Below are 21,679 nucleotides of genomic sequence, written 5' to 3' on the forward strand. Positions count from 1 at the left end.
GCGCTGTCTGCGCCGCCGGTGAAGGGGGTTCTAAGGCGAACACCCAGAACCCGCAAGCGCTTTTTTAAAAAAAATGAAAAAAGATGCGCCCTTCGCCTGAAACCCCTTATTTTACTGGCTTTGTCGCATATTTTTTTTGCACCCTTTCTACCGAACTTCGCGCTTTCCCGGCTTGGACACCCTGAATCAGAGGGCAAATCAGCGAGTCACTTTGACTGAATCGGCCCGAAACTCTCCCTATAGGTGCAAATCACCCCAATCTACCCCTGCGTAAGGCGAGTGATTTTTATGAATCGGGAGTGACTCGGCCGGAAACAAACGTGAATCAGAGGTGAATCGGGACTGAATCGCAGGTGACTCGCGCGTGAATCGCCGAACTCGCGAGTCACCCAGGCCTCAAATGCCGAAATTCCGGGTCTCAAAAAGGAAAAGGGCGAGGTTTCCCCCGCCCTTCGTATCGAACCACATATATATGCCGCTCTTCTATATGCGCGCGTCACGCGTAGCGCACCTCGTCGTCGCTTTCGCTTTCCAGAGGCTTCAGCGCATGGATCGCATCATCCAAGGAAACGGCGCCCAGCGACTCGCCCGTGCGCGACACCACAGGACAGGTATGGTCCGGCGCCTTGGTGAGTTTCGGCAGAGCCTGTTCAATCGACATGCCACCCTTGAGGGTCTCCCCCTGCCCCGTCGCGCCTTTGCGGGCAATCGAACGCAGACGCACGACCTTGGCGCGGTTGATGTCGCGGATGAAGTCGGTGATGTAATCATCTGCCGGCTTCATGATGATGTCCTGCGGATCGCCCGACTGGATGATCTGTCCATCGCGCAGGATCGCAATCTGGTCGCCGATGTTCAGCGCCTCGTCGAGATCGTGGGTGATGAAGATGATCGTCTTGTGCAGCTCTTCCTGCAATTCGAGCAGGATCGACTGCATGTCAGTCCGAATGAGCGGGTCGAGCGCGGAGAAAGCCTCGTCCATCAAGAGAATGTCCGCATCCGTCGCCAGAGCGCGGGCCAGACCGACACGTTGCTGCTGACCGCCCGAAAGCTGCGAGGGGTATTGCTCCTCGAACCCATTCAGGCCCACACGATCAAGCCACTTGCGGGACCGCTCCTCCGCCTCTTTATTGGCGACACCCTGAATCTCCAGACCGTACATCGCGTTTTCCAACACGGTGCGGTGCGGCAGCAGGCCGAATTTCTGGAACACCATCGACATCTTGAAACGGCGCAGATCACGCAGCTGCTCCGACGACATCGCCAAGACATCCTCGCCGTCGATCCAGATCTCGCCAGAGGTCGGCTCGATCAGACGATTGAGGTGGCGAATGAGCGTCGACTTGCCAGAGCCAGACAAGCCCATGATCACCTGAATGCCCTTCGCGGGAATATCGAGGTTGATGTTGTTGAGCCCCAAGGCGTGGCTGTGCTGATCCATCAGCTCCGGCTTGCCCATCCCGGCTTTGACATGTTCCAGCGCACGCGCGGGATTGTCGCCGAAGATTTTGTAGAGATTGCGGATGGAGACTTTGACCTCTGTCGTGTCCGTCATATCAGTCATGGCCACTCTCCCGATACGCTTGCAGGCGCTTGCCGTAGGTCTGGCTCACCCGGTCAAAGATGATCGCCAGCGCCACGATGGCGAGGCCGTTCATCAGGCCCAGCGCCAGATATTGGTTGGAAATCGCGCGCAGCACCGGCGTGCCGAGACCTTTGACGCCAATCATCGAGGCGATCACCACCATGGAGAGCGCCATCATGATTGTCTGGTTCACCCCGGCAAAAATGTTGGGCAGCGCCAGCGGGATCTGAACACCAAAGAGTTTCTCACGCGCGGAGGCACCAAAGGCCTCAGCCGCTTCCATCACATCTTTATCGACAAGACGAATGCCCAGATTGGTCAGACGCACAATCGGCGGGATCGCATAGATACACACGGCCAAAAGCCCCGGCACCTTACCGATGCCCAAAAGCATGACCACAGGGATCAGGTAGACGAAGGACGGGATGGTCTGCATCACGTCGAGAATGGGCGTGACGATGCGCTGCGCAATATTAGAGCGCGCCATCAAGACGCCGATGGGAATACCGACCGCGATACAGACGAATGTCGCGACGGAAATCATCGCAAGCGTCGCCATCGTGTCTTCCCACATGCCGAAATATCCGATCACGAGAAAGGCAAGGATGGTGCCCACGGTGATTTTCCAGCTGCGCGACCCGAGCCAGGCCAAAAGCGCAATCGCTCCGATGACCAGGGGCCAGGGCGCATTGGTCAAAAGGTGCTCAAACCAGATCAGAAACTTGAGAAGGGGGGAGAAGAAGGCTTCGAGGCTTTCCCCGAAAGCCCGCGAAAACGTGCGAAAACCGTCATCCACGGTTTGCCGCAAGGTCGAAAGGTCACGCCGCCCAAGCGACGGAAATTCGATGAGCCAGTCCATATAGAATGTCCTTATATAAGGTCAAGCAAACGCGAGGGGCCGCATCCTCGGACACGGCCCCTTTGATCTGCGTGACCGCTCTTAGAGAGCGTCCTTCACTTTTTCGGCGATCTCTTCCGGAACCCACTGGGTCCAGATGTCTTCCTTGGTCGCGAGGAATTCAAACGCCGCGTCTTCACCCGTCGCCTGGTTCTCATTCATATAGACCAGCATGGCGTTCATCTCGTCACCCGGGAACACGCGGTTCTCGAGATAGCCCATGGTCACCGCATTCTCTTCGGCGAATTGCGCCGTCACGACGGAGTGCACCACGGAGTCGGTCCAGCTCGACGGCTGCGGATCGGCACATTCGTCCACGGATTTCACCATGCAGCCGTCCCAGTTCTCGGTCCCGGCCCAGTCCGCCTCAAACGGCAACATCTGAAGGTCGTATTTGCCGATGACGGCCGTCGGGGCCCAATAGTAACCGAACCACGGCTCATCACGGTTCACCGCCTTGGCGATGGAACCATCGAGACCGGCGGCAGAGCCCGGATCAACCAGCACCCAGCCTTTTTCTTCCATATCGAAGGCGCGGAACATGTTGGCGTTGGCCAATTGGCAACCCCAACCTGCCGGGCAGCCCATGAAGGCGCCTTTGCTCTCATCTTCGATGTAGGGGACCAACTCAGGATGCGCGAGCATCTTTTCGACCGTGTCGATCTCCGGGTGATCTTCCTTGAATTTCTTCGTGACCCACCAGCCTTCGCCGAGACCCGTGATCGGACCTTCGAGGGCGGAGACCATGCGGCCTTCTTCAACGGCCTTCGCCAGCGGCTCACGCACAGCGTTGACCCAAAGCTCAGGCGCCAGGTCCGGCTCGCCTTTTTCATTCATCGAGGTAAAGGTCGGCGTGGTGTCACCAGAGATGATGTCCACATCGCAGCCATAGCCTTCTTCGAGAATGATCGCATCGACATTGGCGAGAAGAGAGGCCGAGGCCCAGTTCATCTCGGCAATGGTGACACTGCCACATTCATCCGCCGCGAAAGCGCCGCCAGCCATAGTGCCCAGAGCCAGAACGCTCGATGCAAGAACGTTGGCCGCAAAAAGTTTATTATTGTTCATAAGGGGGACTCCCGCTTACTTCGTGTGTGTTCCCCGGTCGACGCGTCTTTGGCGTCCCTGTGACCGGCCACCACCCCGAATTGGGCGATTTCTCCGCGCTTGCCGTTCGTGGCCCATCAAAGAGCGCCTCAGCCCCCTCCTCTCCTATGTATGAAGAAGACCCTGAGGCACGATCCGGCGGAGCGTGGACACAAACCAACATATCACGCCCCGTGATGCAAGCCGTGTTCTGTCGTGATGATCCCGTGATGTCACGTCAGGCCCGAAACATCATGAAAATGTCATGATCCGCACAAGAGTTGCGCCAAAGGCACGGGCGCACTATCAGTCATGCACCAAACCGCTCTCTCATATATAAGGACAGGACATGGCCGCCGACCGCACACTTACGGATGCCGCCGAGCGCGAGAAATCGAAACGCATCGGCGCGCTGGCAGAGCTCTGGCCCTTCATCCGCCCCTACAAAGGCCTGATGGCCGCCGCCCTCGTGGCTTTGGTGATCACCGCGTGCATCTCCCTGATCCTGCCCATCGCAGTGCGTCGGGTCGTGGACGGGTTCCAAAGCGCGGGCGTGGTCCTCTTGGATCAATATTTCGGCGCGGCTTTGATGATCGCGGGCGCTTTGGCGCTTGGCACCGGGATGCGCTATTATCTTGTGACCCGTTTGGGCGAACGCGTCGTCGCCGACATCCGCAAGGCGGTGTTCGACCGCATGATCCGCATGTCGCCCGCATTCTACGAGAACATCATGACCGGCGAGGTGCTGTCGCGCATCACCACGGACACCACGCTTATTCTCTCCGTGATCGGCTCATCTATTTCCGTCGCGCTTCGGAACGCTCTTATTATGGTGGGAGGGCTGATCCTGATGCTCTTCACCTCGGCGAAACTCACCGGGCTGGTTCTCTTAATCGTGCCGGTGGTGATCGTGCCGATCATCGTCTTGGGCCGCCGCCTGCGCAAACTGTCGCGCGAGAACCAGGAGTGGATCGCGTCCTCGTCGGGCACCGCGTCTGAGGCGCTTTTGTCCGCCCAGACTGTGCAGGCCTTTACCGGCGAGGCGCAACAGGCCGCGCGGTTTGACGAGGTCACCGAAAAAAGTTTCACCTCCGCCCACACCCGCATCAAGACACGCGCCGCGATGACCGTCATCGTGATCGCACTCATTTTCTCGGGCGTTGCTGGCGTCTTGTGGATCGGCGCGCGCGATGTACGCACCGAGGTGATGAGTATCGGCGAATTGGTGCAATTCGTGATCTACGCCATCATGGTCGCGGGGGCCGCTGGCGCGCTCTCCGAGATTTGGGGCGAATTGCAACGTGCGGCTGGCGCCACCGAACGTCTGGTGGAACTCCTGTCCTCCGAGGACCCGGTCAAAGACCCGGCACAGCCCCTGCCCTTCCCGGACCCCGCGAAAGGCGCCGTCTCTTTCAACGATGTGCGGTTCTTCTACCCTTCACGCCCGACCACGCCCGCGCTCGATGGGGTGTCCTTTGACATCCAACCCGGCGAAACCGTGGCGCTCGTCGGGCCTTCGGGGGCCGGGAAATCGACGATCATCCAACTGCTCCAGCGGTTCTACGATCCGCAAGAGGGCGTGATTTCCATCGATGGCCAGCGCATCTCCGACATGGCGCGGGGGGATTTCCGTCGTCACATCGCGCTCGTGCCGCAAGATCCGGTGATCTTCGCCGCCTCCGCCGCCGACAACATCCGCTTTGGTCGCCCCGAGGCCTCCATGGAAGATGTCGCTGCCGCCGCCAAGGCCGCCGCCGCCGATGAGTTCCTCTCGAAACTGCCCGAAGGCTACGAGTCCTATGTCGGCGAACGTGGCATCATGTTGTCGGGCGGGCAAAAGCAACGCGTCGCCATTGCACGCGCCATCCTGCGCGATGCGCCGATCCTTCTGTTGGACGAGGCCACCTCGGCGCTCGATTCCGAATCCGAGCAATTGGTGCAGAAAGCCGTCGAAGACATGGCCCGCACCCGCACCACGATCATCGTCGCGCACCGCCTAGCCACCGTGAAAAAGGCTGACCGCATTCTGGTCTTCGAAGACGGGCGCATCGTTGCCACCGGGACGCATGAGGAATTGATTGCCGAGGGCGGACTTTATGCGCGTCTTGCCCGGTTGCAATTCACCAACGGGATCTAATCCTGCGGGGAGAACGCCGAAAATTTCCCGTTTTCATTTGGTTACAATCGGCGGATAGTCTCGGGTAACAACATAAATAGGAGATGAGTGATGGGACTGTTCAGCTTTGTAAAAGATGCCGGCAAAAAAGTATTCGGCAAGAAAGAAGAAGAGGCCGATGCGGATGCCATCCTGGCCGAGATCAAGGCGCTTGGCCTTGAAGCCGAAGGTGTCGAGGTCGCGATGGATGGCGACAAGGTCGTGCTCGGCGGCACGGTGGCCGATCAGGTGACCAAAGAGAAAATCATCATGGCCGCGGGCAACGTCGAAGGCGTGGCCTCTGTCGAAGACACGCTCGACGGCGCCGACCCGGTGTTCCACGAGGTCAAAAAAGGCGACACGCTTTGGGCCGTGGCCAAAAACGCTCTGGGCGATGGCAACCGCTACATGGAGATTTTCGAGGCCAACAAGCCGATGCTCTCCGATCCGGACAAAATCTACCCGGGCCAGATGCTGATCATCCCGCAGGGCTGATCGCAGGTCACACCATAAAAGACATGAGGGCGTCACATCATCGTGGCGCCCTTTGTTATGCGCCGCGGTGCTTAGGAAAGTCGCGTTTCACACCGCTCCCTTCAATTGTTCACGCCTTTCATTATTTCCATTTCGGAAACAGTTGTTTGGATAATGGCAAACAAACACTATAGCTTTGATCGAATATTAACGAGTCAGCGGGCTGTTCATTGTGGATATGCAAAACAGGCAGGAATGGCTCGAGGAAAAGATCACCGAGCGGCTGTTGACCGACCGGCTCAGCCCCTATGACACGCTCCAAAACCTAATGAATACCCCCGACGCCCCCGACCCGATGGAAGCGGTCTTCGCACTGACGACCGTGGCCGCCGATCTGTCGGGCTGGCAGGAGGCCGGGCTTTATGATCTGTCCAATCGCTGCTTCGCGGCGGCCACGCTTTTCATTTGCGAGCTATGGGCAGCGGGCTATCGGCTTGATCCGCCTGAGGAATGAGCCATCATAGGGCAAGGGCGCCCAACGCCCGGACCTAAAAAAGGCGTCGCGATGTTCGATATTCTAAGAAAACCGCTGTTGTTCTTTCGACGCTATTATCATGCGCTCTGGCTGCGTGTGACGCTCTATGCGCTGTTGTCTCTGTTGGTTTCTCTGATCACGCTCGTGCTGCGCAATTACATGCCAGAGGAGTTGAGCCAAAGGATCGACACAGGGGCCGTGATGCCGGTTCTGACCATTCTCGCCTCGTCGATGCTGGCGGTTTCGACCTTTACCCTCAACGTCATGGTCAGCGCACACAGTTCGGCGGCCAGCACCGCGACGCCACGCATTCACCGCCTGCTGCTTCAGGACACGACCACACAATCGGTGCTCGCCGCTTTCATCGGCGCGTTCATTTTCGCACTCAGTTCGATCATTCTGTTTCGCACCCGTCTTTACGGCGATGACGAGGCCATCGTCGTCATGGCGATCACCATCCTTGCCGTGGTCATCATCATCGTCGCCATGCTGCGCTGGATCGAACATCTGAGCCAGCTCGGCAGCATCGACAACAGTCTCGACCTGGCCGAACAGGAAGCCCGACGCAGCCTGACGACGCTGCGCAAAGAGCCCGCTTTGGGCGCCAATCTCCTGACGCCGGAGACGGTTTTGCCGGAAGACACGCGACCGCTTCGGGCGCCGAAAACCGGCTATATCCAATTCGTCGACACCCGTGCGCTCAATGACTGCGCGGGAGAGACCGGGTTGATCTATGTGCTGCAACGCCCGGGGCAATTCGTTTTAGAAGGAACGCTTTTGGCGCAAGTCTCAGGCCTCTCGCCCGAGATCGGCATGGCCGCGATGGCCCGCGCCTTTGTCATCGGCAAAAACCGCACCCATGAGGTCGATGCAGAATTCAGCCTCACCACATTGTCGGAGATTTCCTCGAAAGCCCTCTCCCCCGGCGTCAACGACCCCGGCACCGCGATCGACGCGATCGGCCGCTTGACCGCGCTGTTCTGGGACACGGCTCAGGTCGAAGTCAATGAGGCCTCCCGCGCGCCGCGCGTGTTCTGCCCGCCGCCCTCGTCGCAGGCCCTGATCGACGCCGCCTTTGCCGCCACCGCCCGGGACGGGGCCGGACAGATCGAAGTCACTCGCACACTGCGTCACAGCCTGTTGGCCCTCTCCGAGGCCAAGGACACGGCACTGGCGGATGCCGCGCAAGACATGGCGAAACGCGCCTTGGACTACGCGCGCGCAGCCTTGCCGCTTGAGAGTGAGAAAGCGGAGTTGGAAAGCGTCTCGGCTCAGAGCTTTTCAGCGCCAAACGCCTGATCCCGCCACGCGCATGCAAACCGGATCAGGCCCCAAAAGTCCGACGGATCAGGACTTTCGGCTCAGATCGATCTGCGCCTGTAGCGCGTCCGAAAGGCAGGAACTGTACGCGCGCACCTGATCCACATGCCAAAATGCCGTGTCGAACACGCGGGCAAAATCATATTCAAACCGAGGACTTTTCTGATAGTCCTCACTGCTCAGCACGGTTTCAAGCGGGCTTTGAAACGGCATCGGCGCCCCGGACAATTGCCCGGCGGCCACCGCAACACAGGTCTCGACCTCACCCGCACAGGCGCTTTCACAAAAGCGTACAATAGGCTGCCAGGCCGGGACCTTGGGGGCATAGGTTTTCATCAGAACTTCCGTCTCCGGACCTTCGCGCCACCGACCTGGATGTGGCGGGGCCCACACGATCCGATCCGTTGGTGCCACTTGTGGCAGCCCATCCACCTCCTTGGCCGTCCCGGTCCACAACATATGCGGAAGGCGTGCCGAGCCCTGATAGGCCGTGCCCCCGGATTTGAGCGCCAGAATGGATTCGACATAGAGATCCCGCGTGGCGGCAGGCGCATTGGGGGCGGTGGCGATAATATCAATCACATCTTCAAACGCCCCGGAGGCCATATACCCCGGCAGCGCATTGGACGCGGCATAGGGTTCGCCCAATGCAAAGAGGCTGCGCAGCCCCTCTGCCTTTTTCTCCATCACACCGATGTCCTGAAACGCCTGCGCCAGAGGCACATCCACGGCGGCGGCCTCCATCCAGCTTTTGCCAGACAGCCCACCGGGTTGCCGCATCAAAGTCACACGCGCTTTGCGCTCCAGCGAAGCGGTTGCATGGCGATGGAGATGCGACAGGCGGTCGAGACGGGCCAGAAAGATTTGCGCCGCGCGGTTCTCAGAGCCGGACAGATCGGCAAGGGCCGTCAAAGCCGCCAAATCCTCGCCCGCAAGCCAGCTCTCAAGCGCCGCCTGAAACGCCGGGTCTTCCGCACCGGGCAAGGGCGCGACGTCTTGGGCCAATGCCGGCAGAGACATCACGGACAGGCTTGTCAGAAACCACAGGAAAAGGTTTTGGCAAAGGCTTTGGAAAAACCGCATGGCTCAATCCTCATTCAAATAGATGTCACCCTTGACACGCCTTTGCGGCAAGTCGCCTAAAGTTTTTCCACCACCACAGAGCCCACGGAGTAGCCCGCCCCGAAGGAACAGATCAGCCCCAAATCACCGGCCTCCATCCCGTCATGATGCTGCGCGAAGGCAATGATCGAGCCAGCGGACGAGGTGTTGGCGTAGTCTTGCAGGATGTTCGGTTGTTCTTCTGGCTCCGGCGTGCAGCCGAGGACCTTTTTGCCGATGTAATCGTTCATCGACTTGTTCGCCTGATGCAGCCACATGCGTTTGAGCGTCGTCGGGTCCTGCCCCTCCTCCTCCATATGCTGCGCGATATGTTGCGACACCAGCGGCAGCACCTCTTTGAACACTTTGCGCCCGTTTTGCATGAACTGCATGTCGCGGCGGTCGGCCATCTGGTCGTGCGCGCGGCGCAGGAAGCCGTTGTTGTTGCGGATATTGTTGGAGAACTGCGTGGCGCAGCGGGTGGAGAGCACTTTGAACTGCGGCTTGGTGGCCACATCGGAGGCCTCCAACAACACGGCGGTCGCCACATCGCCAAAGATGAAATGACAATCCCGGTCACGCCATTCGAGGTGGCCTGAGGTGACCTCCGGGCAGAGCACCAGCGCGCGTTTGATCGAGCCCGCGCGGATCATATCGGTCGCAGTCTGGATGCCAAAAGTCGCGGAAGAACAGGCGACATTCATGTCGAAGGCAAAGCCACCCGCGCCCAGAAGCGCCTGAATTTCCACCCCCATCGCCGGGTAAGCGCGCTCCATATTGGAGGCGGCACAGAGGATCAGATCGATGTCTTGCGCCTCGACGCCCCCCGCAGCCAGCGCCTGCTTGGCGGCATCGACGGCCATTTCCGCCATCATCGACGGCTCCTCATCCGAACGCGGCGCGTAATGCGGGCACATGCGGGTCGGATCCAGAATGCCGTCCTTGTCCATCACATATCGGCGCTCGATGCCCGAAGCGGCAAAGATGAACTCGGAGGACGAATAGCTCTTCGCCTCCACCGTCCCCGCCGCAATCGCGTCGGCGTGCTCGGCATTGTAGAGATCGACATAGGCGTTGAAGGCCACCACCAGTTCATCGTTGGAAATCGAATAGGGAGGGGTAAAAACACCCGTGCCACTGACCACTACCTCTTTCATCTCACCGCTCTCCTGCCGTATGCGTAAGTCAACGCACCCTAGTCAGGCAAGGCGTCCACGTCCACCATTCCAAGATCACAGATCGACAAGGTGACGTGGCGTCGAGATGATGCGCACACAATATGACGCTGCGTTGCGGGGCGGATGCGGTCTCTTGCACGGGAGGCGCTTTGCCAGCATCATGCTCGCGAGGAGACGAGGCCCGGCACAAGCAGTGCCTCGATAAGGATAAAAGGGAGGAAGCGATGCCATCCGATTTCAGTTCGCTCAACGCGCGCAATCTGATCGAGGCAGAAATGCCGTGGGAGGCCCGCGATGTGCCCACCACGATCTACGAACGGCTGGTGAAAACCGCCACGGCCTTCCCGGATCGTCCGGCTTTTTCCTATCAGATCACGTCAGGTCCGAAGGACAAGGCGGAAACCATGACTTGGCGCGAGACACTGGCGAAATCGATCCAGGCCGCAAATATGTTCCGCGCGCTTGGCGTCGGCGAAGAGGACGTCGTCGCCTATATCATGCCCAACGCCAATGAGACGGTGCTGACCTTTCTGGGCGGCATGATCGCGGGGATCGTCAACCCGATCAACCCGCTTTTGGAACCTGAACAGATCGCCGCCATCCTGCGAGAAACAAACGCAAAAGTCGTGGTGACACTCAAGAGTTTTCCAAAAACGGACGTGGCGCAAAAGGTCGCCGAGGCGGTGCGTCACGCGCCCAATGTGAAAGCGGTGCTCGAGGTCGATCTCCTGCATTACCTGACGCCGCCGAAAAAGTGGATCGTGCCCTTCATTCGTCCGAAAAACGACGACGCGCGGGCGCATCACGCCGATATGCTCGATTTCAACACCGAACTGGCGAAATACCCCGCCGACCGTCTGACATTCTCGGATTCGACCGGGGACCGCGTCGCCGCCTATTTCCACACCGGCGGCACCACCGGCATGCCCAAGGTCGCGCAGCACAAATATTCCGGCATGATCTACAACGGCTGGATCGGCTCGCGCCTGTTGTTCACCGAAGAAGACAACATCATGTGCCCGCTGCCCCTGTTCCACGTTTTCGCCTGTCAGGTGATCGTGATGAGCCAATTGGCCTCCGGCGCCCATGGTGTCTACCCGACGCCTGCGGGCTATCGCGGCGAGGGCGTCTTCGACAACTTCTGGAAGCTCTGCGAGCGCTGGAAAATCTCTTTTATCATCACCGTGCCGACCGCCGTGTCCGTGCTCATGCAGCGCAAGGTGGACGCCGATATTTCTTCGGTGAAAATGGCCTTCTCCGGCTCCGCCCCCCTGCCCGTCGAGCTGTACAAACGCTTCGAACAGACCGCAGGCGTCGAAGTGGTCGAGGGCTATGGCCTGACCGAGGCGACCTGTCTCGTCTCCGTCAACCCGGTGGGCGGCGTCAAGAAAATCGGCTCTGTCGGCATTCCCTTCCCGCATACGGATGTGAAAATCCTGCGCCACACGTCAGAGGGTCCGGTGGAATGCGGTGTCGACGAGGTTGGCGAGATTTGTATCGACAGCCCCGGCGTCTTTGCCGGTTCGACCTATACGGAACAGGATAAGAATCACGACCTCTTCCATCATGACGTCTATCTGCGCACGGGCGATTTGGGCCGCATTGATGAGGATGGCTACCTCTGGATCACAGGGCGCGCCAAGGATCTGATCATTCGCGGCGGTCACAACATCGACCCCGCCGAGATCGAAGAGGCTCTGGCCGGACATGACGCCATCGCCATGGTGGGCGCAATCGGCCAACCCGATGCGCATTCCGGCGAGCTGCCCTGCGCCTATGTCGAACTTGTTGACGGCGCCACAGTCACCTCGGACGAACTCATGACCTACGCCAAAGTGCATATCCACGAACGCGCCGCGATCCCGAAATACATCGAGATTCTGGACGAGCTGCCGAAGACCGCCGTGGGCAAAGTATTCAAACCGGACCTGCGCAAGCGCGCCATCACCCGCATTTATAATGCGGCTCTTGAAAAGGCCGGGCTTGAGGCGCGTGTGGTGAGCGTGATCGACGACAAGAAACGCGGTCTCGTCGCGCAAATCTCCTCGGAGGCAAAATCCGAAGCCGATCAGGTCAGCCAAGTGTTGGGGCAATTCACCAACCCCTGGGAATGGGCCGCCTGAGCCGGGACCGCATCGCAGGTGAAGCATCGCAGTTTTAACATATATCAAAGCCCCTCACGGTGCTTTGCGCATATTTAACGGCAAGCCTTGCTTCAACTTTTCCGAAAACCTGCGGCGATTAATCAAATTTCAACGTTTGTTGGCCACGATTGTGCCCAGATCGCCGCATAGCCTGATGTCAGACGCTTCAAAATAACCTCTTGAAATAGCCTCATGGATCAGAGGTCGCAAAACGATCCCGACTCTGTCTGAGAAAGACATGCCTGAAAGGAATGACCATGATTGCCGGATTGCTTCTTCTCTCTTTCCTCACCGCCTCGGCTGTTACGGCTGTGGGCATCGGCATGGTGGGTTTGCCGCTTTGGACCGGTTTGATCCTGTTCCCGATCATTGGCTCGGCCACTCTTCTCGCCGCCTCCGTTCTGGTCTACGCGCACCGTGCCGCGGCCCAGAATCACGCGACAGAAGCGCAACAGGACGAACACGCCCTCGCCTGAGACGGTTCGGGCAACACCGCCCTCAATTTCTCCCTTTCAACATCGGATAGATGTGATGGCTTCGCGTTCCCGCGCGAAGTCTTTTCCATTTCAGGCAAAGCCATTCTGATAAGCGCGGCACAGACCGCGCGAACCGCTCATATCCCCTATTCAAAAACGGTTAGGGGCCTGCGCGGCGCCAAACGCACCTCCTAAACAGACAGTCTGCCATCACATTACGGGCATCCGAGGAATGCGTTGAACGGCAGAACGTAGCCAGCTCATACGATGCATCTGCGTAAATCTAATGAAAACTGGTGCTGCTGGAGAGAATTGAACTCTCGACCTCTCCCTTACCAAGGGAGTGCTCTACCTCTGAGCTACAGCAGCGCCGGGTGCGGTGGTGACCGTGTCACCGTCGCCGTGGGCGGCTAATTAGACGTGATCTGCGCGCGGTGCAAGCGCAATTTCCAGAAAAAATCATCCTCGGGCAAAGTTTCTTTTTCAGCCGCGGCTTTCCACCGCGATGTCCCTTCCCCACTGCCGCCCGCAAAGCCCGGACTCCACTCGAGTTTTGCAGCCTGCCCCGCGTCGACTTTATAGAGCCCAAGCACGCTATTGGCTGACTTTGAATGCGCTCGAATAGACCAACGGTTCGATCTGCCATCCTGCTGCGTCGGTATCAGGATAGGCACAGTCGAAAAATTCGCCAAAGAGAGTGGCTGTCACCGGTTGGTTCTCATAGGGCTCACGCGGCAATTGCGCGTCCCTTTTGTCCTCCCAAAATTGCTCTGTCTCCGTGATGCCCCGCAAGAGAGGCAGTTCGGCTTTGCCGCCGGGAACAAGTGTGATTTTGGTTGCGGTGTATCCTCTGGAAGGCGCAGTGAGTTCCCCTTTGGAATTGACCCAGACTCCTTCGCTCAGCGTTTCAGGTAATTCCCAGCCATCCGAGATGCGAGATGCGAGTAAACGAGACAAGGGGCTGATTGAACGTCTCATAGGAGAAACAAATGTCGCGCTCGGAGTTGTTCGCGACCGAGATCATCAAAGCGATTTCGCGCGGAGACATTTTTTGGCGGAGACGATCTTCAGCGATACCTCCTCCCGGCTGATCGCCGGGGCGTCTTCGTCCGGCGCGGGGATCTCGGTCGTCATCTGACACCCGAAGAGCAGAAGGGTTGAGAGGGGGAGGGAGATTTTCAGCATTTAGAAAATCCTTTGAGGCAGCTTCATGATTTTAGGCCGCTCTGCGCGGCTCACATAGCCATCAGGCCAAACCTGCCCCATCCATCCAGATTTTATACCGAAGCGTCAAACCCTCCCGCGCGGCGTCATCGAATTTGCTTCTTACGAGAGCGAGGGCACGACCGGGGTCCTTGTGGTCTCGCCAGTTTTCACCATCGTCATCGACGCCGAGGATTTGATGGTAGAGTGCGTGTTTCCCGCGCGACGCGCCCACCCCAACGCATTTGCAGTCGGCTCTGGAAGCCCAGTCGCTCAACTTAGATCGGCACGGCTCAACTGATCCGAGAAGGCTGTTCGCCAAGCCCTGTGAACGCCTTTGTTATCCTCGGCGTTTGTTATGAAACCTGCTCGGCTTTCGTCAAAATTATGTGGTGAGCATTTGCCTTCCAATGTCCTCCCGTACTTCCACGCCGATTTCACAACGTCTTTCACAGCGACGTTCACAACGACTGCGGGTCGAAGCGTTTCACTTTCCCGCGTCGCCCCCTGCGACCTTCCCCAGCAACACTGGACGAGGCAAGCGGCATTGGCTACATGGGAGACCATGGACAACAAGACCGATCCCTCACGGAAACCTGCGAAACCCGCGCCGAAAAGCCGGGATGAGCGCTTGAAAGCCGCGCTGAAGGCCAATCTTCAGCGGCGCAAGGCGCAGACGCGTGCGCGCAATGCTTCCGATGAGAGCGACGACGGCAAGGACGAGTAAGGCAAGAGCATGGATTCTATTCTGGTGCGGGGCAATGGGCCCCTGAACGGCGACATCGAGATTGCGGGGGCGAAAAACGCCTGTCTCGCGCTGATGCCGGCCACGCTTTTGTCGGATGAGCCACTGACGCTGACCAACGCGCCGCGCCTGTCGGACATCAAGACGATGACCGCGCTTCTGGCCTCTCTGGGCGCCGAAGTGACCGCGCTGCAAGAGGGCAAGGTGCAGGCCATGTCCTGTCACGGCGAGATCAACCCGGTCGCGGATTATGAAATTGTGCGCAAAATGCGGGCCTCTAACCTGGTGCTCGGCCCCCTGCTTGCCCGTCTCGGCCATGCGGTCGTCTCTCTGCCGGGCGGCTGCGCCATCGGTGCGCGTCCGATGGATTTGCACACCACGGCTCTGGAGGCCCTGGGCGCAGAGATCGAATTGAAAGACGGCTACCTTCACGCCAAGGTCAAAGGCGGTCGCCTCAAGGGCGCCGTGCATAAAATGCGCTTCCCCTCTGTGGGTGCGACGGAGAACTTCCTGATGGCCGCGTCTCTGGCCAAAGGCACCTCGGTTCTCGAAAACGCAGCCCGCGAGCCGGAGATTGTCGATCTGGCCGATTGCCTCAACAAAATGGGCGCCCAGATCGAGGGCGCAGGCACCTCGCGGATCGAAATTCAGGGCGTCGACCGCCTGCATGGTGCGACACACCCGGTGGTGACCGACCGGATCGAGTTGGGCACCTTCATGCTGGCGCCCGCGATCTGTGGCGGTGAAGTGACCTGTCTGGGTGGCAAGCTGTCGCTGGTCGAAAGCTTTGTCGAAAAGCTCGAACTGGCCGGTGTTTCCGTCGAAGAAAACGAGCGCGGCCTGACCGTGTCGCGCAAGAACGGCCGGGTGAAAGCCGTCGATGTGACGACCGAACCCTTCCCCGGTTTTCCCACCGATCTTCAGGCCCAGATGATGGCGCTTCTCTGCACCGCCGAGGGCACGTCGGTCTTGGAAGAAACCATCTTCGAGAACCGCTTCATGCACGCCCCGGAACTCATCCGCATGGGCGCGAACATCGAGGTCCATGGCGGCCACGCCACCGTACATGGCGTCGATAAACTCAAAGGTGCGCCGGTGATGGCCACCGATCTGCGCGCTTCTGTTTCGCTCATTCTGGCGGGGCTGGCGGCAGAGGGTGAAACCTTGGTCTCGCGGGTCTATCACCTCGACCGCGGCTATGAGTTCATCGAGCGCAAGCTCTCGGGCATCGGCGCGCAGGTCGAAAGGATCAAAAGCTGATGGTCGAAGACGCGAGATTCGAAGACGGAGGCGAACGCCCGCTGGCATTGAAGGCGATGGATGCGGACGATCTGACGGTGATCTCCGCGTTGGTGCAGGACGCCATCGTGCCGATGGGAGAGATTTCCTATGACACGGGCCGCCGCCGTTTCGCGTTTCTGATCAATCGCTTTCGTTGGGAAGATGTCGAGACCGCCGAACGCCGGGGCCGTCCGGTCGAACGCGTTCAGGCGGTTTTGCTCTTTGACGACGTGATGTCCGCGCGCTCGACGGGGGTGCCCTCGGGCGACAAGGACATGATCCTTTCGCTCCTGTCGATCAGTTTTGCCGCCAAAAAGGACGGCATGGGTACGGTCGAGATCACCCTGGCCGGTGACGGCACGATTGCGCTTGAGGTCGAGGCGCTGGATGCTACGCTCAAAGATGTCACACGGCCCTATGTCGCGCCGTCGCATCATATCCCGACGCATGAAATTTAAAATACCTGATCTGTCTTTACCTTCACAAAGTTCAGGTTTCCTTTGCAGATACAGCCGTAGAACAACGACGATTATTTGGAGAATTGCATGAAACCTATTCGGAACGCCCTGCTGGCTCTTGGCCTCTGCTCTGCATTTGCAGCCCCGCTCCATGCCGCAGAGAATGGCGGCACCGCCACAATCGATAAAGACTATGCGCATTCTGTTTGGAATTGGGAAAAAATGGGCGAGGCCCATATTTTCTGGGCGCTCTACGGCACCGATGGCTATCTCACGGTCTGCGGCGGCTACACCACCCAAGGCCCCTCCGCGACGCGAAAATTCACGCAAATTGCTCTGAGAGACACTGCGGTCTTTCTGAACGACACCTCCATCATCACCAATCTCAATTGGTTCACCTCTCTCAAAGGCAGCGGCAGCGACCCCAAAGTTCTGGGACAACAGGTCAAATGCAAAGTCACCACGACACCGATCCCTGCCAAGGGCGCCGACGTGGAATTTGATCTGCGCTCTCGCAAGGACACTTACCGCGGTTAAAGCGGGGCACGGGCCTCGAGACGCTTGAGGCCCACACAAACCCGCGCTATGTCGGTTTCCAAATGCGCCCTTAGGAGCGCTGTGCCCTGTCGGAGTCCTGTTTCAGGTCCAAGGCGGGGCGCATTAAGGAGACCGACATGCCCCACTTCCTGTCCACAACGGATTCTGATTTCGAGACCCGCTTTGCCGCGCTTTTGACCATGAAGCGCGAGGATAGCCCGGATGTCGACGACGCCGTGGCCGCGATCATCAAGGACGTGCGCGCGCGCGGCGATGCCGCTGTGTTGGAGCTGACCGCAAAGTTCGACCGAATGGAGCTGACCGCCGAAAAGCTGCGGTTTTCCGACGCAGAAATCGACGCGCTTTGCGCTCAAGTCTCTGCTGAGGAACGCGAGGCACTGGAACTCGCCGCGCAACGTATCCGCGCCTATCACGTTCGCCAGATGCCCGATGATCAGATGTGGACCGACCCGGACGGTGCCACCTTGGGCTGGCGCTGGACGCCAGTCTCCGCCGCTGGCCTCTACGTGCCGGGCGGGCTCGCCTCTTATCCGTCGTCCGTGTTGATGAATGCGATCCCTGCGAAAGTGGCCGGTGTCGAGCGCCTCGCCATCACCGTGCCGACGCCCGACGGGATCGCCAATCCGCTCGTGCTCATGGCCGCGCGCATCGCGGGCGTCGACGAGATTTACCGCATCGGCGGCGCGCAGGCGATTGCCGCACTTGCCTATGGCACCGACACCATCGCCCCTGTCGACAAGATCACCGGACCGGGCAATGCCTTTGTCGCCGCCGCCAAACGGCGGGTCTTTGGCAAGGTCGGCATCGACATGATCGCTGGACCGTCGGAAATTCTGGTCATCGCCAACAAGCACAACGACCCGGATTGGATCGCCGTCGATCTGATGTCTCAGGCCGAACATGATGAAAGCGCGCAGTCCATTCTGATCACCGATGACGCCGACTTTGGAGCGGCTGTCGCGAAGGCTGTTGAGGCCCGCCTTAAGACGCTCGAACGCCGCAAAATTGCTGCCAAAAGCTGGGAAGATTTCGGCGTGGTGATCACCGCGCGCGATCTCGATGAAGCGGCCAAACTGTCGGACCGCTTCGCGCCCGAACACCTCGAACTCTGCGTCGAGGACCCGGATGCGCTGTCCGCGAAGATCCAACACGCCGGCGCGATATTCTTGGGTGCTTGGACGCCGGAGGCCATCGGCGACTATGTCGGCGGCCCGAACCACGTCCTGCCCACCGCGCGCTCTGCACGTTTCTCGTCCGGCCTGTCGGTTTTGGACTTCCTCAAACGCACGACATTGGCCAAGATGTCCCCCGAAGCGCTCAAGGCCATCGGCCCGGCAGCGGAACGTTTGGCGAAATCCGAAAGCCTTGAGGCGCATGGCCTGTCCGTGCGCGCGCGGCTGGATCGCTTGAACGCTGGTGAAGACTAAGAGGGTGTGATGAGCAAACTGATCGCCGTTGAGATCGACGACGCGGGGCTGGCGGCGCCCACGCCCGAGATCGAACAGGAACGCAAAGTTGCGATTTTCGATCTGCTGGAGGACAACTCCTTCACCCTGCCTGCGCGCGAGGACCGCGAGGTGCCCGAGGGGCCGTTCAAGCTTGGGCTCGCGATCCGCGAGCGGCGTCTGGTGTTCGATCTGAGCGCGGAAAACGGGGATAAGGCGGCGGAGTTTCATCTCTCGCTCGGGCCGTTCAGGCAGGTCGTGAAAGACTATTTCCAAATCTGCGAAAGCTATTTCGACGCCGTCAAAAAAATGCCGCCCAGCCAGATCGAGGCCATCGACATGGCCCGGCGCGGCATTCACAACGAAGGGGCGCGGGTGCTGCAGGAGCGGCTCGAAGGCAAGGCGGAGGTCGACATCGACACGGCGCGCCGGTTGTTCACCCTGATTTGCGTGTTGCACTGGGGGTAAGGGCGTGGCGGCAGAATTCCCTCATTCGGTTCTGTTCTGCTGCGACCACAACGCGGTGCGCTCCCCCATGGCGGAAGGCTTGATGAAGAAATTCTACGGCAGCAAGGTCTATGTCCAATCCGCAGGCGTGCATTCCGATCTGGATGTCGATGGCTTTGCGGTCGCGGTCTGTGACGAGCTGGGCGTCGAGCTGCACCGCCATCAATCCCGCTCCTTCGACGATCTGAAAGAATGGGGCGACGACATTTCTTCCTATGATCTGATCGTCGCGCTCTCGCCCGCCTCCCAGCGCCAAGCGCTTGAACTGACACGCTATTACCACCTCGATGTGGAATATTGGCCGATCATGGACCCGACCGGCATCGGAGAGACGCGCGACGCGAAACTCGATGCCTACCGTCAGGCCCGCGATCAAATCATCACCCGGATGCAGGCCCGTTTCGGCCCCGCCCACACTTAAACACCCATCTCTTCAAGGATCTTCCTATGACCCAGAACCGCGCTGACACGCTGGCCCTGTTGACCCGCTATTACGACGCCTTCGCGGCCCATGATCACGCCACCATGCTCGACTGCCTTACCGACGACATCGAGCACCGGATCAACCAAGGCCCCATCGAGCACGGCAAAGAGGCCTTCGCCGCCTTCATGGTCACGATGGACACCGCCTATCAGGAAACGCTGGCCGAGATGGTGATTTTCGCCAATGACGAGGGCACCCGCGCGGCCTCCGAATTCCGCGTGCTGGGCAAATACCTGAAAACCGCCGAGGGCTACCCGGAGGCGCACGGCCAATCCTACGACCTGCCCGCTGGCGCATTCTTTGACATCCGCGACGGCAAAATCGCCCGCGTCTCGGTCTATTATAACGCCGAGGACTGGGTGGCGCAGGTCTCCTGAGGAGGGCACCATGACGCTGAGCTTTCGCACCCTGAAAGGCGCCGAAGTTGAGGCCGCGCTGGACGATCTGGCGCGGCTGCGGATCACGGTGTTCCGCGAGTGGCCCTATCTCTATGACGGCTCGCTCGACTATGAGCGCACGTACATGGCGAGTTACGTCGGCAATGACCGCGCCGTTCTGGTGGCGGCTTTCGACGGCGACCGCATTGTCGGGGCGGCGACCGGATCGCCCCTCGCAGAACATGCCGAAGACTTCGCCGCCGCCTTTGCCCATGTCGACATGCCGATGGAGAACGTGTTCTACTGTGCGGAATCGGTGCTTTTGCCCGAGTATCGCGGGCATGGTGCGGGGCACGCGTTTTTCGACGCCCGCGAAACCCATGCCCGCGCTTTAGGACTGACCTATTCGGCCTTTTGTTCGGTCGTCCGCCCGGAAAATCACCCCTTGCGTCCCAAGGGCGCGCGCAGTCATGATACATTCTGGCGCAAACGGGGGTATGTGCCGATGGAGGGCGTGATCGCGCATTTCGCCTGGAAAGACGTGGACGAGACGGAAACTTCCGATAAGTCTCTGCAATTTTGGGGAAAACCGCTTTGAAACTGATCGCATTCTCGTGGCAGCCCGATTGGGCGCAAACACCGGATCATTGGCTGGATCGCTACCGGGCGGCCTTGGCCGACGCCGATGCGGACCGCGATTCTTTGGTGGTTTTCCCGGAATATGCCGCCTTGGAGGCCGCATTTTATGGCGATGTCTCTTTGGACGCACGCGGTTGGATGACCCGCGGCGCCGATCATTTCGACGCCTATTGCGATGGGATTCGTACGCTTGTTGCCGAGACCGGCGCCACCATCCTTGGCGGGTCCGGCTTTGCACGGTCTGGCGAGCAAATCGTCAATCGCGCGCTGTTTTGCGGCCCCGAGGGCGAAGGTTTCGTCGAAAAACGCACCCCCACCCCCTATGAGCGCGCCATCGACATGGCCGCCGGCGCCCCCACGCCGCTGTTCGAGACACGTTTCGGCAAGGTCGGGGCGCTTATCTGTTACGACAGTGAGTTCCCGCTCTTGTCGCGTCGCTATGCCGATGCGGGCGCCGAGATTCTCTTGGTGCCCTCCTGCACCGACACCGAACATGGCGCGATGCGGGTCGAGATCGGCTGCCGCGCGCGGGCCCTCGAAGGCCAGATGATTGTCGCCATGTCGCCTCTGGTGGGCGAAGTTCCGGAATGCGAGGTCGTCGACGTGAATTTCGGCCAGGCCGGCATTTTCGCGCCCCCCGATGGCAGCTTCCCGGCCTCGGGCATCCTCGCCACGGGCACCAAGCATTTCCAAAGCACCGCCGTGCTTGATACATTGACCGAGTCGGTCGCGGAAGCCCATCGGGGCGGTGCTGTCAGCGTCAAAACCCACTGGCCAGAGACCGAAACCGGACGTGAAACAGGTGAGAAAGCGGTCGAAACGCTGAAATTCATCTAAATCCACCTTGAAATTGCACCGTTAAAGGCGCATTTACGAGCGCGCCCGTACATTTGGCGGGTGAAACAACAATGGAGTGACCATGGCCAAGGAAGAAATGCTCGAATTTCCCGGTGTCGTTAAGGAACTCCTGCCGAACGCGACATTCCTGGTCGAGCTGGAAAACGGCCATACGATCATCGCGCATACGGCA

The 21,679-nt window shown here is 59.5% G+C and carries 24 protein-coding genes, 1 tRNA gene and 1 pseudogene; 18 read left to right on the plus strand and 8 right to left on the minus strand.

Going from position 1 to position 21,679, the window contains the following annotated elements:
- On the plus strand, positions 1–219 hold a 219-nt coding region (locus tag ACN0X0_RS21085; RefSeq protein WP_417280838.1), incomplete at its 5' end, for a hypothetical protein.
- A 277-nt stretch (positions 220–496) separates the two neighbouring features.
- Here ACN0X0_RS21085 and ACN0X0_RS21090 read toward each other — a convergent pair.
- From ACN0X0_RS21090 to ACN0X0_RS21100, 3 genes are all read right to left on the minus strand, one after another.
- Positions 497–1,555 (minus strand): quaternary amine ABC transporter ATP-binding protein, encoded by a 1,059-nt coding sequence (locus ACN0X0_RS21090; RefSeq protein ID WP_417280856.1) that lies wholly within the window; start codon positions 1,553–1,555, stop codon positions 497–499.
- Between the two features lies 1 nt (position 1,556).
- Positions 1,557–2,444 (minus strand): ABC transporter permease, encoded by an 888-nt coding sequence (locus ACN0X0_RS21095; RefSeq protein WP_417280839.1) that lies wholly within the window; start codon positions 2,442–2,444, stop codon positions 1,557–1,559.
- 81 nt (positions 2,445–2,525) lie between these two features.
- Positions 2,526–3,551, minus strand: coding sequence for an ABC transporter substrate-binding protein (locus tag ACN0X0_RS21100; protein ID WP_417261753.1), 1,026 nt, complete (start codon positions 3,549–3,551; stop codon positions 2,526–2,528).
- 367 nt (positions 3,552–3,918) lie between these two features.
- Between ACN0X0_RS21100 and ACN0X0_RS21105 the strand changes: the two genes are divergently transcribed.
- The 4 genes from ACN0X0_RS21105 to ACN0X0_RS21120 all read left to right on the plus strand — a co-directional run bounded on the left by ACN0X0_RS21105 (position 3,919) and on the right by ACN0X0_RS21120 (position 8,032).
- Positions 3,919–5,706, plus strand: a complete 1,788-nt coding sequence (locus ACN0X0_RS21105; protein WP_417280840.1) for an ABC transporter transmembrane domain-containing protein — start codon at positions 3,919–3,921, stop codon at positions 5,704–5,706.
- Positions 5,707–5,796: 90 nt separating this feature from the next.
- Positions 5,797–6,219, plus strand: a complete 423-nt coding sequence (gene lysM / locus ACN0X0_RS21110; RefSeq protein ID WP_417280841.1) for a peptidoglycan-binding protein LysM — start codon at positions 5,797–5,799, stop codon at positions 6,217–6,219.
- Between the two features lie 211 nt (positions 6,220–6,430).
- Entirely contained in the window at positions 6,431–6,712 is a 282-nt protein-coding gene (locus tag ACN0X0_RS21115; protein ID WP_417280842.1) for a hypothetical protein, read from the plus strand.
- Positions 6,713–6,763: 51 nt separating this feature from the next.
- Complete coding sequence (locus ACN0X0_RS21120; RefSeq protein ID WP_417280843.1) at positions 6,764–8,032, plus strand: DUF2254 domain-containing protein; 1,269 nt, start codon at positions 6,764–6,766, stop codon at positions 8,030–8,032.
- A gap of 48 nt (positions 8,033–8,080) precedes the next feature.
- On the opposite strand, the gene ACN0X0_RS21125 is transcribed toward ACN0X0_RS21120, so the two are convergent.
- Positions 8,081–9,136, minus strand: coding sequence for a hypothetical protein (locus ACN0X0_RS21125; protein WP_417280844.1), 1,056 nt, complete (start codon positions 9,134–9,136; stop codon positions 8,081–8,083).
- Positions 9,137–9,192: 56 nt separating this feature from the next.
- Positions 9,193–10,311, minus strand: a complete 1,119-nt coding sequence (locus tag ACN0X0_RS21130; RefSeq protein WP_417280845.1) for a beta-ketoacyl-ACP synthase III — start codon at positions 10,309–10,311, stop codon at positions 9,193–9,195.
- Positions 10,312–10,556: 245 nt separating this feature from the next.
- On the opposite strand from ACN0X0_RS21130, the gene ACN0X0_RS21135 reads away from it, so the two are divergent.
- Together ACN0X0_RS21135 and ACN0X0_RS21140 are read left to right on the plus strand one after the other, a co-directional pair.
- Positions 10,557–12,455, plus strand: a complete 1,899-nt coding sequence (locus tag ACN0X0_RS21135) for an acyl-CoA synthetase (RefSeq protein ID WP_417280846.1) — start codon at positions 10,557–10,559, stop codon at positions 12,453–12,455.
- 278 nt (positions 12,456–12,733) lie between these two features.
- Positions 12,734–12,952 (plus strand): hypothetical protein, encoded by a 219-nt coding sequence (locus ACN0X0_RS21140; protein WP_417280847.1) that lies wholly within the window; start codon positions 12,734–12,736, stop codon positions 12,950–12,952.
- Between the two features lie 294 nt (positions 12,953–13,246).
- Here the strand turns inward: ACN0X0_RS21140 and ACN0X0_RS21145 are convergent.
- The 3 genes from ACN0X0_RS21145 to ACN0X0_RS21155 form a co-directional block, all read right to left on the minus strand.
- Positions 13,247–13,321, minus strand: a tRNA-Thr gene (locus tag ACN0X0_RS21145).
- A 225-nt stretch (positions 13,322–13,546) separates the two neighbouring features.
- Positions 13,547–13,930 carry a hypothetical protein gene (locus ACN0X0_RS21150; RefSeq protein ID WP_417280848.1) on the minus strand — a complete coding sequence of 128 codons (384 nt, stop codon included), beginning with the start codon at positions 13,928–13,930 and terminating at the stop codon, positions 13,547–13,549.
- Between the two features lie 45 nt (positions 13,931–13,975).
- Positions 13,976–14,137 carry a hypothetical protein gene (locus tag ACN0X0_RS21155; protein WP_417280849.1) on the minus strand — a complete coding sequence of 54 codons (162 nt, stop codon included), beginning with the start codon at positions 14,135–14,137 and terminating at the stop codon, positions 13,976–13,978.
- A 583-nt stretch (positions 14,138–14,720) separates the two neighbouring features.
- Between ACN0X0_RS21155 and ACN0X0_RS21160 the strand changes: the two genes are divergently transcribed.
- The 11 genes and pseudogenes from ACN0X0_RS21160 to ACN0X0_RS21210 form a co-directional block, all read left to right on the plus strand.
- Entirely contained in the window at positions 14,721–14,882 is a 162-nt protein-coding gene (locus ACN0X0_RS21160) for a hypothetical protein (RefSeq protein WP_417264533.1), read from the plus strand.
- A 9-nt stretch (positions 14,883–14,891) separates the two neighbouring features.
- Complete coding sequence (gene murA, locus ACN0X0_RS21165) at positions 14,892–16,160, plus strand: UDP-N-acetylglucosamine 1-carboxyvinyltransferase (RefSeq protein WP_417280850.1); 1,269 nt, start codon at positions 14,892–14,894, stop codon at positions 16,158–16,160.
- Entirely contained in the window at positions 16,160–16,639 is a 480-nt protein-coding gene (locus tag ACN0X0_RS21170) for a DUF2948 family protein (protein WP_417280851.1), read from the plus strand. The genes murA and ACN0X0_RS21170 overlap by 1 nt, the downstream gene beginning before the upstream one ends.
- A gap of 87 nt (positions 16,640–16,726) precedes the next feature.
- A complete protein-coding gene (locus ACN0X0_RS21175; RefSeq protein ID WP_417280852.1) occupies positions 16,727–17,176 on the plus strand; it encodes a hypothetical protein in 450 nt (149 codons plus the stop codon).
- Between the two features lie 137 nt (positions 17,177–17,313).
- Positions 17,314–18,624, plus strand: coding sequence for a histidinol dehydrogenase (gene hisD / locus ACN0X0_RS21180; RefSeq protein ID WP_417280853.1), 1,311 nt, complete (start codon positions 17,314–17,316; stop codon positions 18,622–18,624).
- Positions 18,625–18,633: 9 nt separating this feature from the next.
- Entirely contained in the window at positions 18,634–19,110 is a 477-nt protein-coding gene (locus ACN0X0_RS21185; protein WP_417264528.1) for a UPF0262 family protein, read from the plus strand.
- Between the two features lie 4 nt (positions 19,111–19,114).
- Positions 19,115–19,570 carry a low molecular weight phosphatase family protein gene (locus ACN0X0_RS21190; protein ID WP_226554235.1) on the plus strand — a complete coding sequence of 152 codons (456 nt, stop codon included), beginning with the start codon at positions 19,115–19,117 and terminating at the stop codon, positions 19,568–19,570.
- A gap of 26 nt (positions 19,571–19,596) precedes the next feature.
- A complete protein-coding gene (locus tag ACN0X0_RS21195; protein ID WP_321364554.1) occupies positions 19,597–20,010 on the plus strand; it encodes a ketosteroid isomerase-related protein in 414 nt (137 codons plus the stop codon).
- 10 nt (positions 20,011–20,020) lie between these two features.
- The gene (locus tag ACN0X0_RS21200) at positions 20,021–20,608 is read left to right on the plus strand and encodes a GNAT family N-acetyltransferase (RefSeq protein ID WP_417280854.1); all 588 of its coding nucleotides are present in this window, start codon (positions 20,021–20,023) and stop codon (positions 20,606–20,608) included.
- Complete coding sequence (locus tag ACN0X0_RS21205) at positions 20,605–21,486, plus strand: nitrilase-related carbon-nitrogen hydrolase (protein ID WP_417280855.1); 882 nt, start codon at positions 20,605–20,607, stop codon at positions 21,484–21,486. Before ACN0X0_RS21200 ends, ACN0X0_RS21205 begins: the two co-directional genes overlap by 4 nt.
- A gap of 82 nt (positions 21,487–21,568) precedes the next feature.
- Positions 21,569–21,679 (plus strand): annotated as a pseudogene (locus ACN0X0_RS21210) (translation initiation factor IF-1); the annotation flags it as partial.

This window comes from Celeribacter sp., from assembly GCF_048270365.1.
Taxonomy (GTDB): Bacteria; Pseudomonadota; Alphaproteobacteria; order Rhodobacterales; family Rhodobacteraceae; genus Celeribacter.

Bases quoted from the DNA above. Each gene is read 5' to 3' on its own strand.
- ACN0X0_RS21170 (WP_417280851.1), top strand. From the start codon at position 16,160: ATGGTCGAAGACGCGAGATTCGAAGACGGAGGCGAACGCCCGCTGGCA.
- hisD (WP_417280853.1), top strand. From the start codon at position 17,314: ATGCCCCACTTCCTGTCCACAACGGATTCTGATTTCGAGACCCGCTTT.
- ACN0X0_RS21140 (WP_417280847.1), top strand. From the start codon at position 12,734: ATGATTGCCGGATTGCTTCTTCTCTCTTTCCTCACCGCCTCGGCTGTT.
- ACN0X0_RS21100 (WP_417261753.1), bottom strand. From the start codon at position 3,551: ATGAACAATAATAAACTTTTTGCGGCCAACGTTCTTGCATCGAGCGTT.
- ACN0X0_RS21125 (WP_417280844.1), bottom strand. From the start codon at position 9,136: ATGCGGTTTTTCCAAAGCCTTTGCCAAAACCTTTTCCTGTGGTTTCTG.
- ACN0X0_RS21185 (WP_417264528.1), top strand. From the start codon at position 18,634: ATGAGCAAACTGATCGCCGTTGAGATCGACGACGCGGGGCTGGCGGCG.
- ACN0X0_RS21175 (WP_417280852.1), top strand. From the start codon at position 16,727: ATGAAACCTATTCGGAACGCCCTGCTGGCTCTTGGCCTCTGCTCTGCA.
- murA (WP_417280850.1), top strand. From the start codon at position 14,892: ATGGATTCTATTCTGGTGCGGGGCAATGGGCCCCTGAACGGCGACATC.
- ACN0X0_RS21130 (WP_417280845.1), bottom strand. From the start codon at position 10,311: ATGAAAGAGGTAGTGGTCAGTGGCACGGGTGTTTTTACCCCTCCCTAT.
- ACN0X0_RS21105 (WP_417280840.1), top strand. From the start codon at position 3,919: ATGGCCGCCGACCGCACACTTACGGATGCCGCCGAGCGCGAGAAATCG.
- ACN0X0_RS21095 (WP_417280839.1), bottom strand. From the start codon at position 2,444: ATGGACTGGCTCATCGAATTTCCGTCGCTTGGGCGGCGTGACCTTTCG.
- ACN0X0_RS21155 (WP_417280849.1), bottom strand. From the start codon at position 14,137: ATGCTGAAAATCTCCCTCCCCCTCTCAACCCTTCTGCTCTTCGGGTGT.
- ACN0X0_RS21150 (WP_417280848.1), bottom strand. From the start codon at position 13,930: ATGAGACGTTCAATCAGCCCCTTGTCTCGTTTACTCGCATCTCGCATC.
- ACN0X0_RS21160 (WP_417264533.1), top strand. From the start codon at position 14,721: ATGGACAACAAGACCGATCCCTCACGGAAACCTGCGAAACCCGCGCCG.
- ACN0X0_RS21195 (WP_321364554.1), top strand. From the start codon at position 19,597: ATGACCCAGAACCGCGCTGACACGCTGGCCCTGTTGACCCGCTATTAC.
- ACN0X0_RS21120 (WP_417280843.1), top strand. From the start codon at position 6,764: ATGTTCGATATTCTAAGAAAACCGCTGTTGTTCTTTCGACGCTATTAT.
- ACN0X0_RS21090 (WP_417280856.1), bottom strand. From the start codon at position 1,555: ATGACGGACACGACAGAGGTCAAAGTCTCCATCCGCAATCTCTACAAA.
- ACN0X0_RS21200 (WP_417280854.1), top strand. From the start codon at position 20,021: ATGACGCTGAGCTTTCGCACCCTGAAAGGCGCCGAAGTTGAGGCCGCG.
- ACN0X0_RS21135 (WP_417280846.1), top strand. From the start codon at position 10,557: ATGCCATCCGATTTCAGTTCGCTCAACGCGCGCAATCTGATCGAGGCA.
- lysM (WP_417280841.1), top strand. From the start codon at position 5,797: ATGGGACTGTTCAGCTTTGTAAAAGATGCCGGCAAAAAAGTATTCGGC.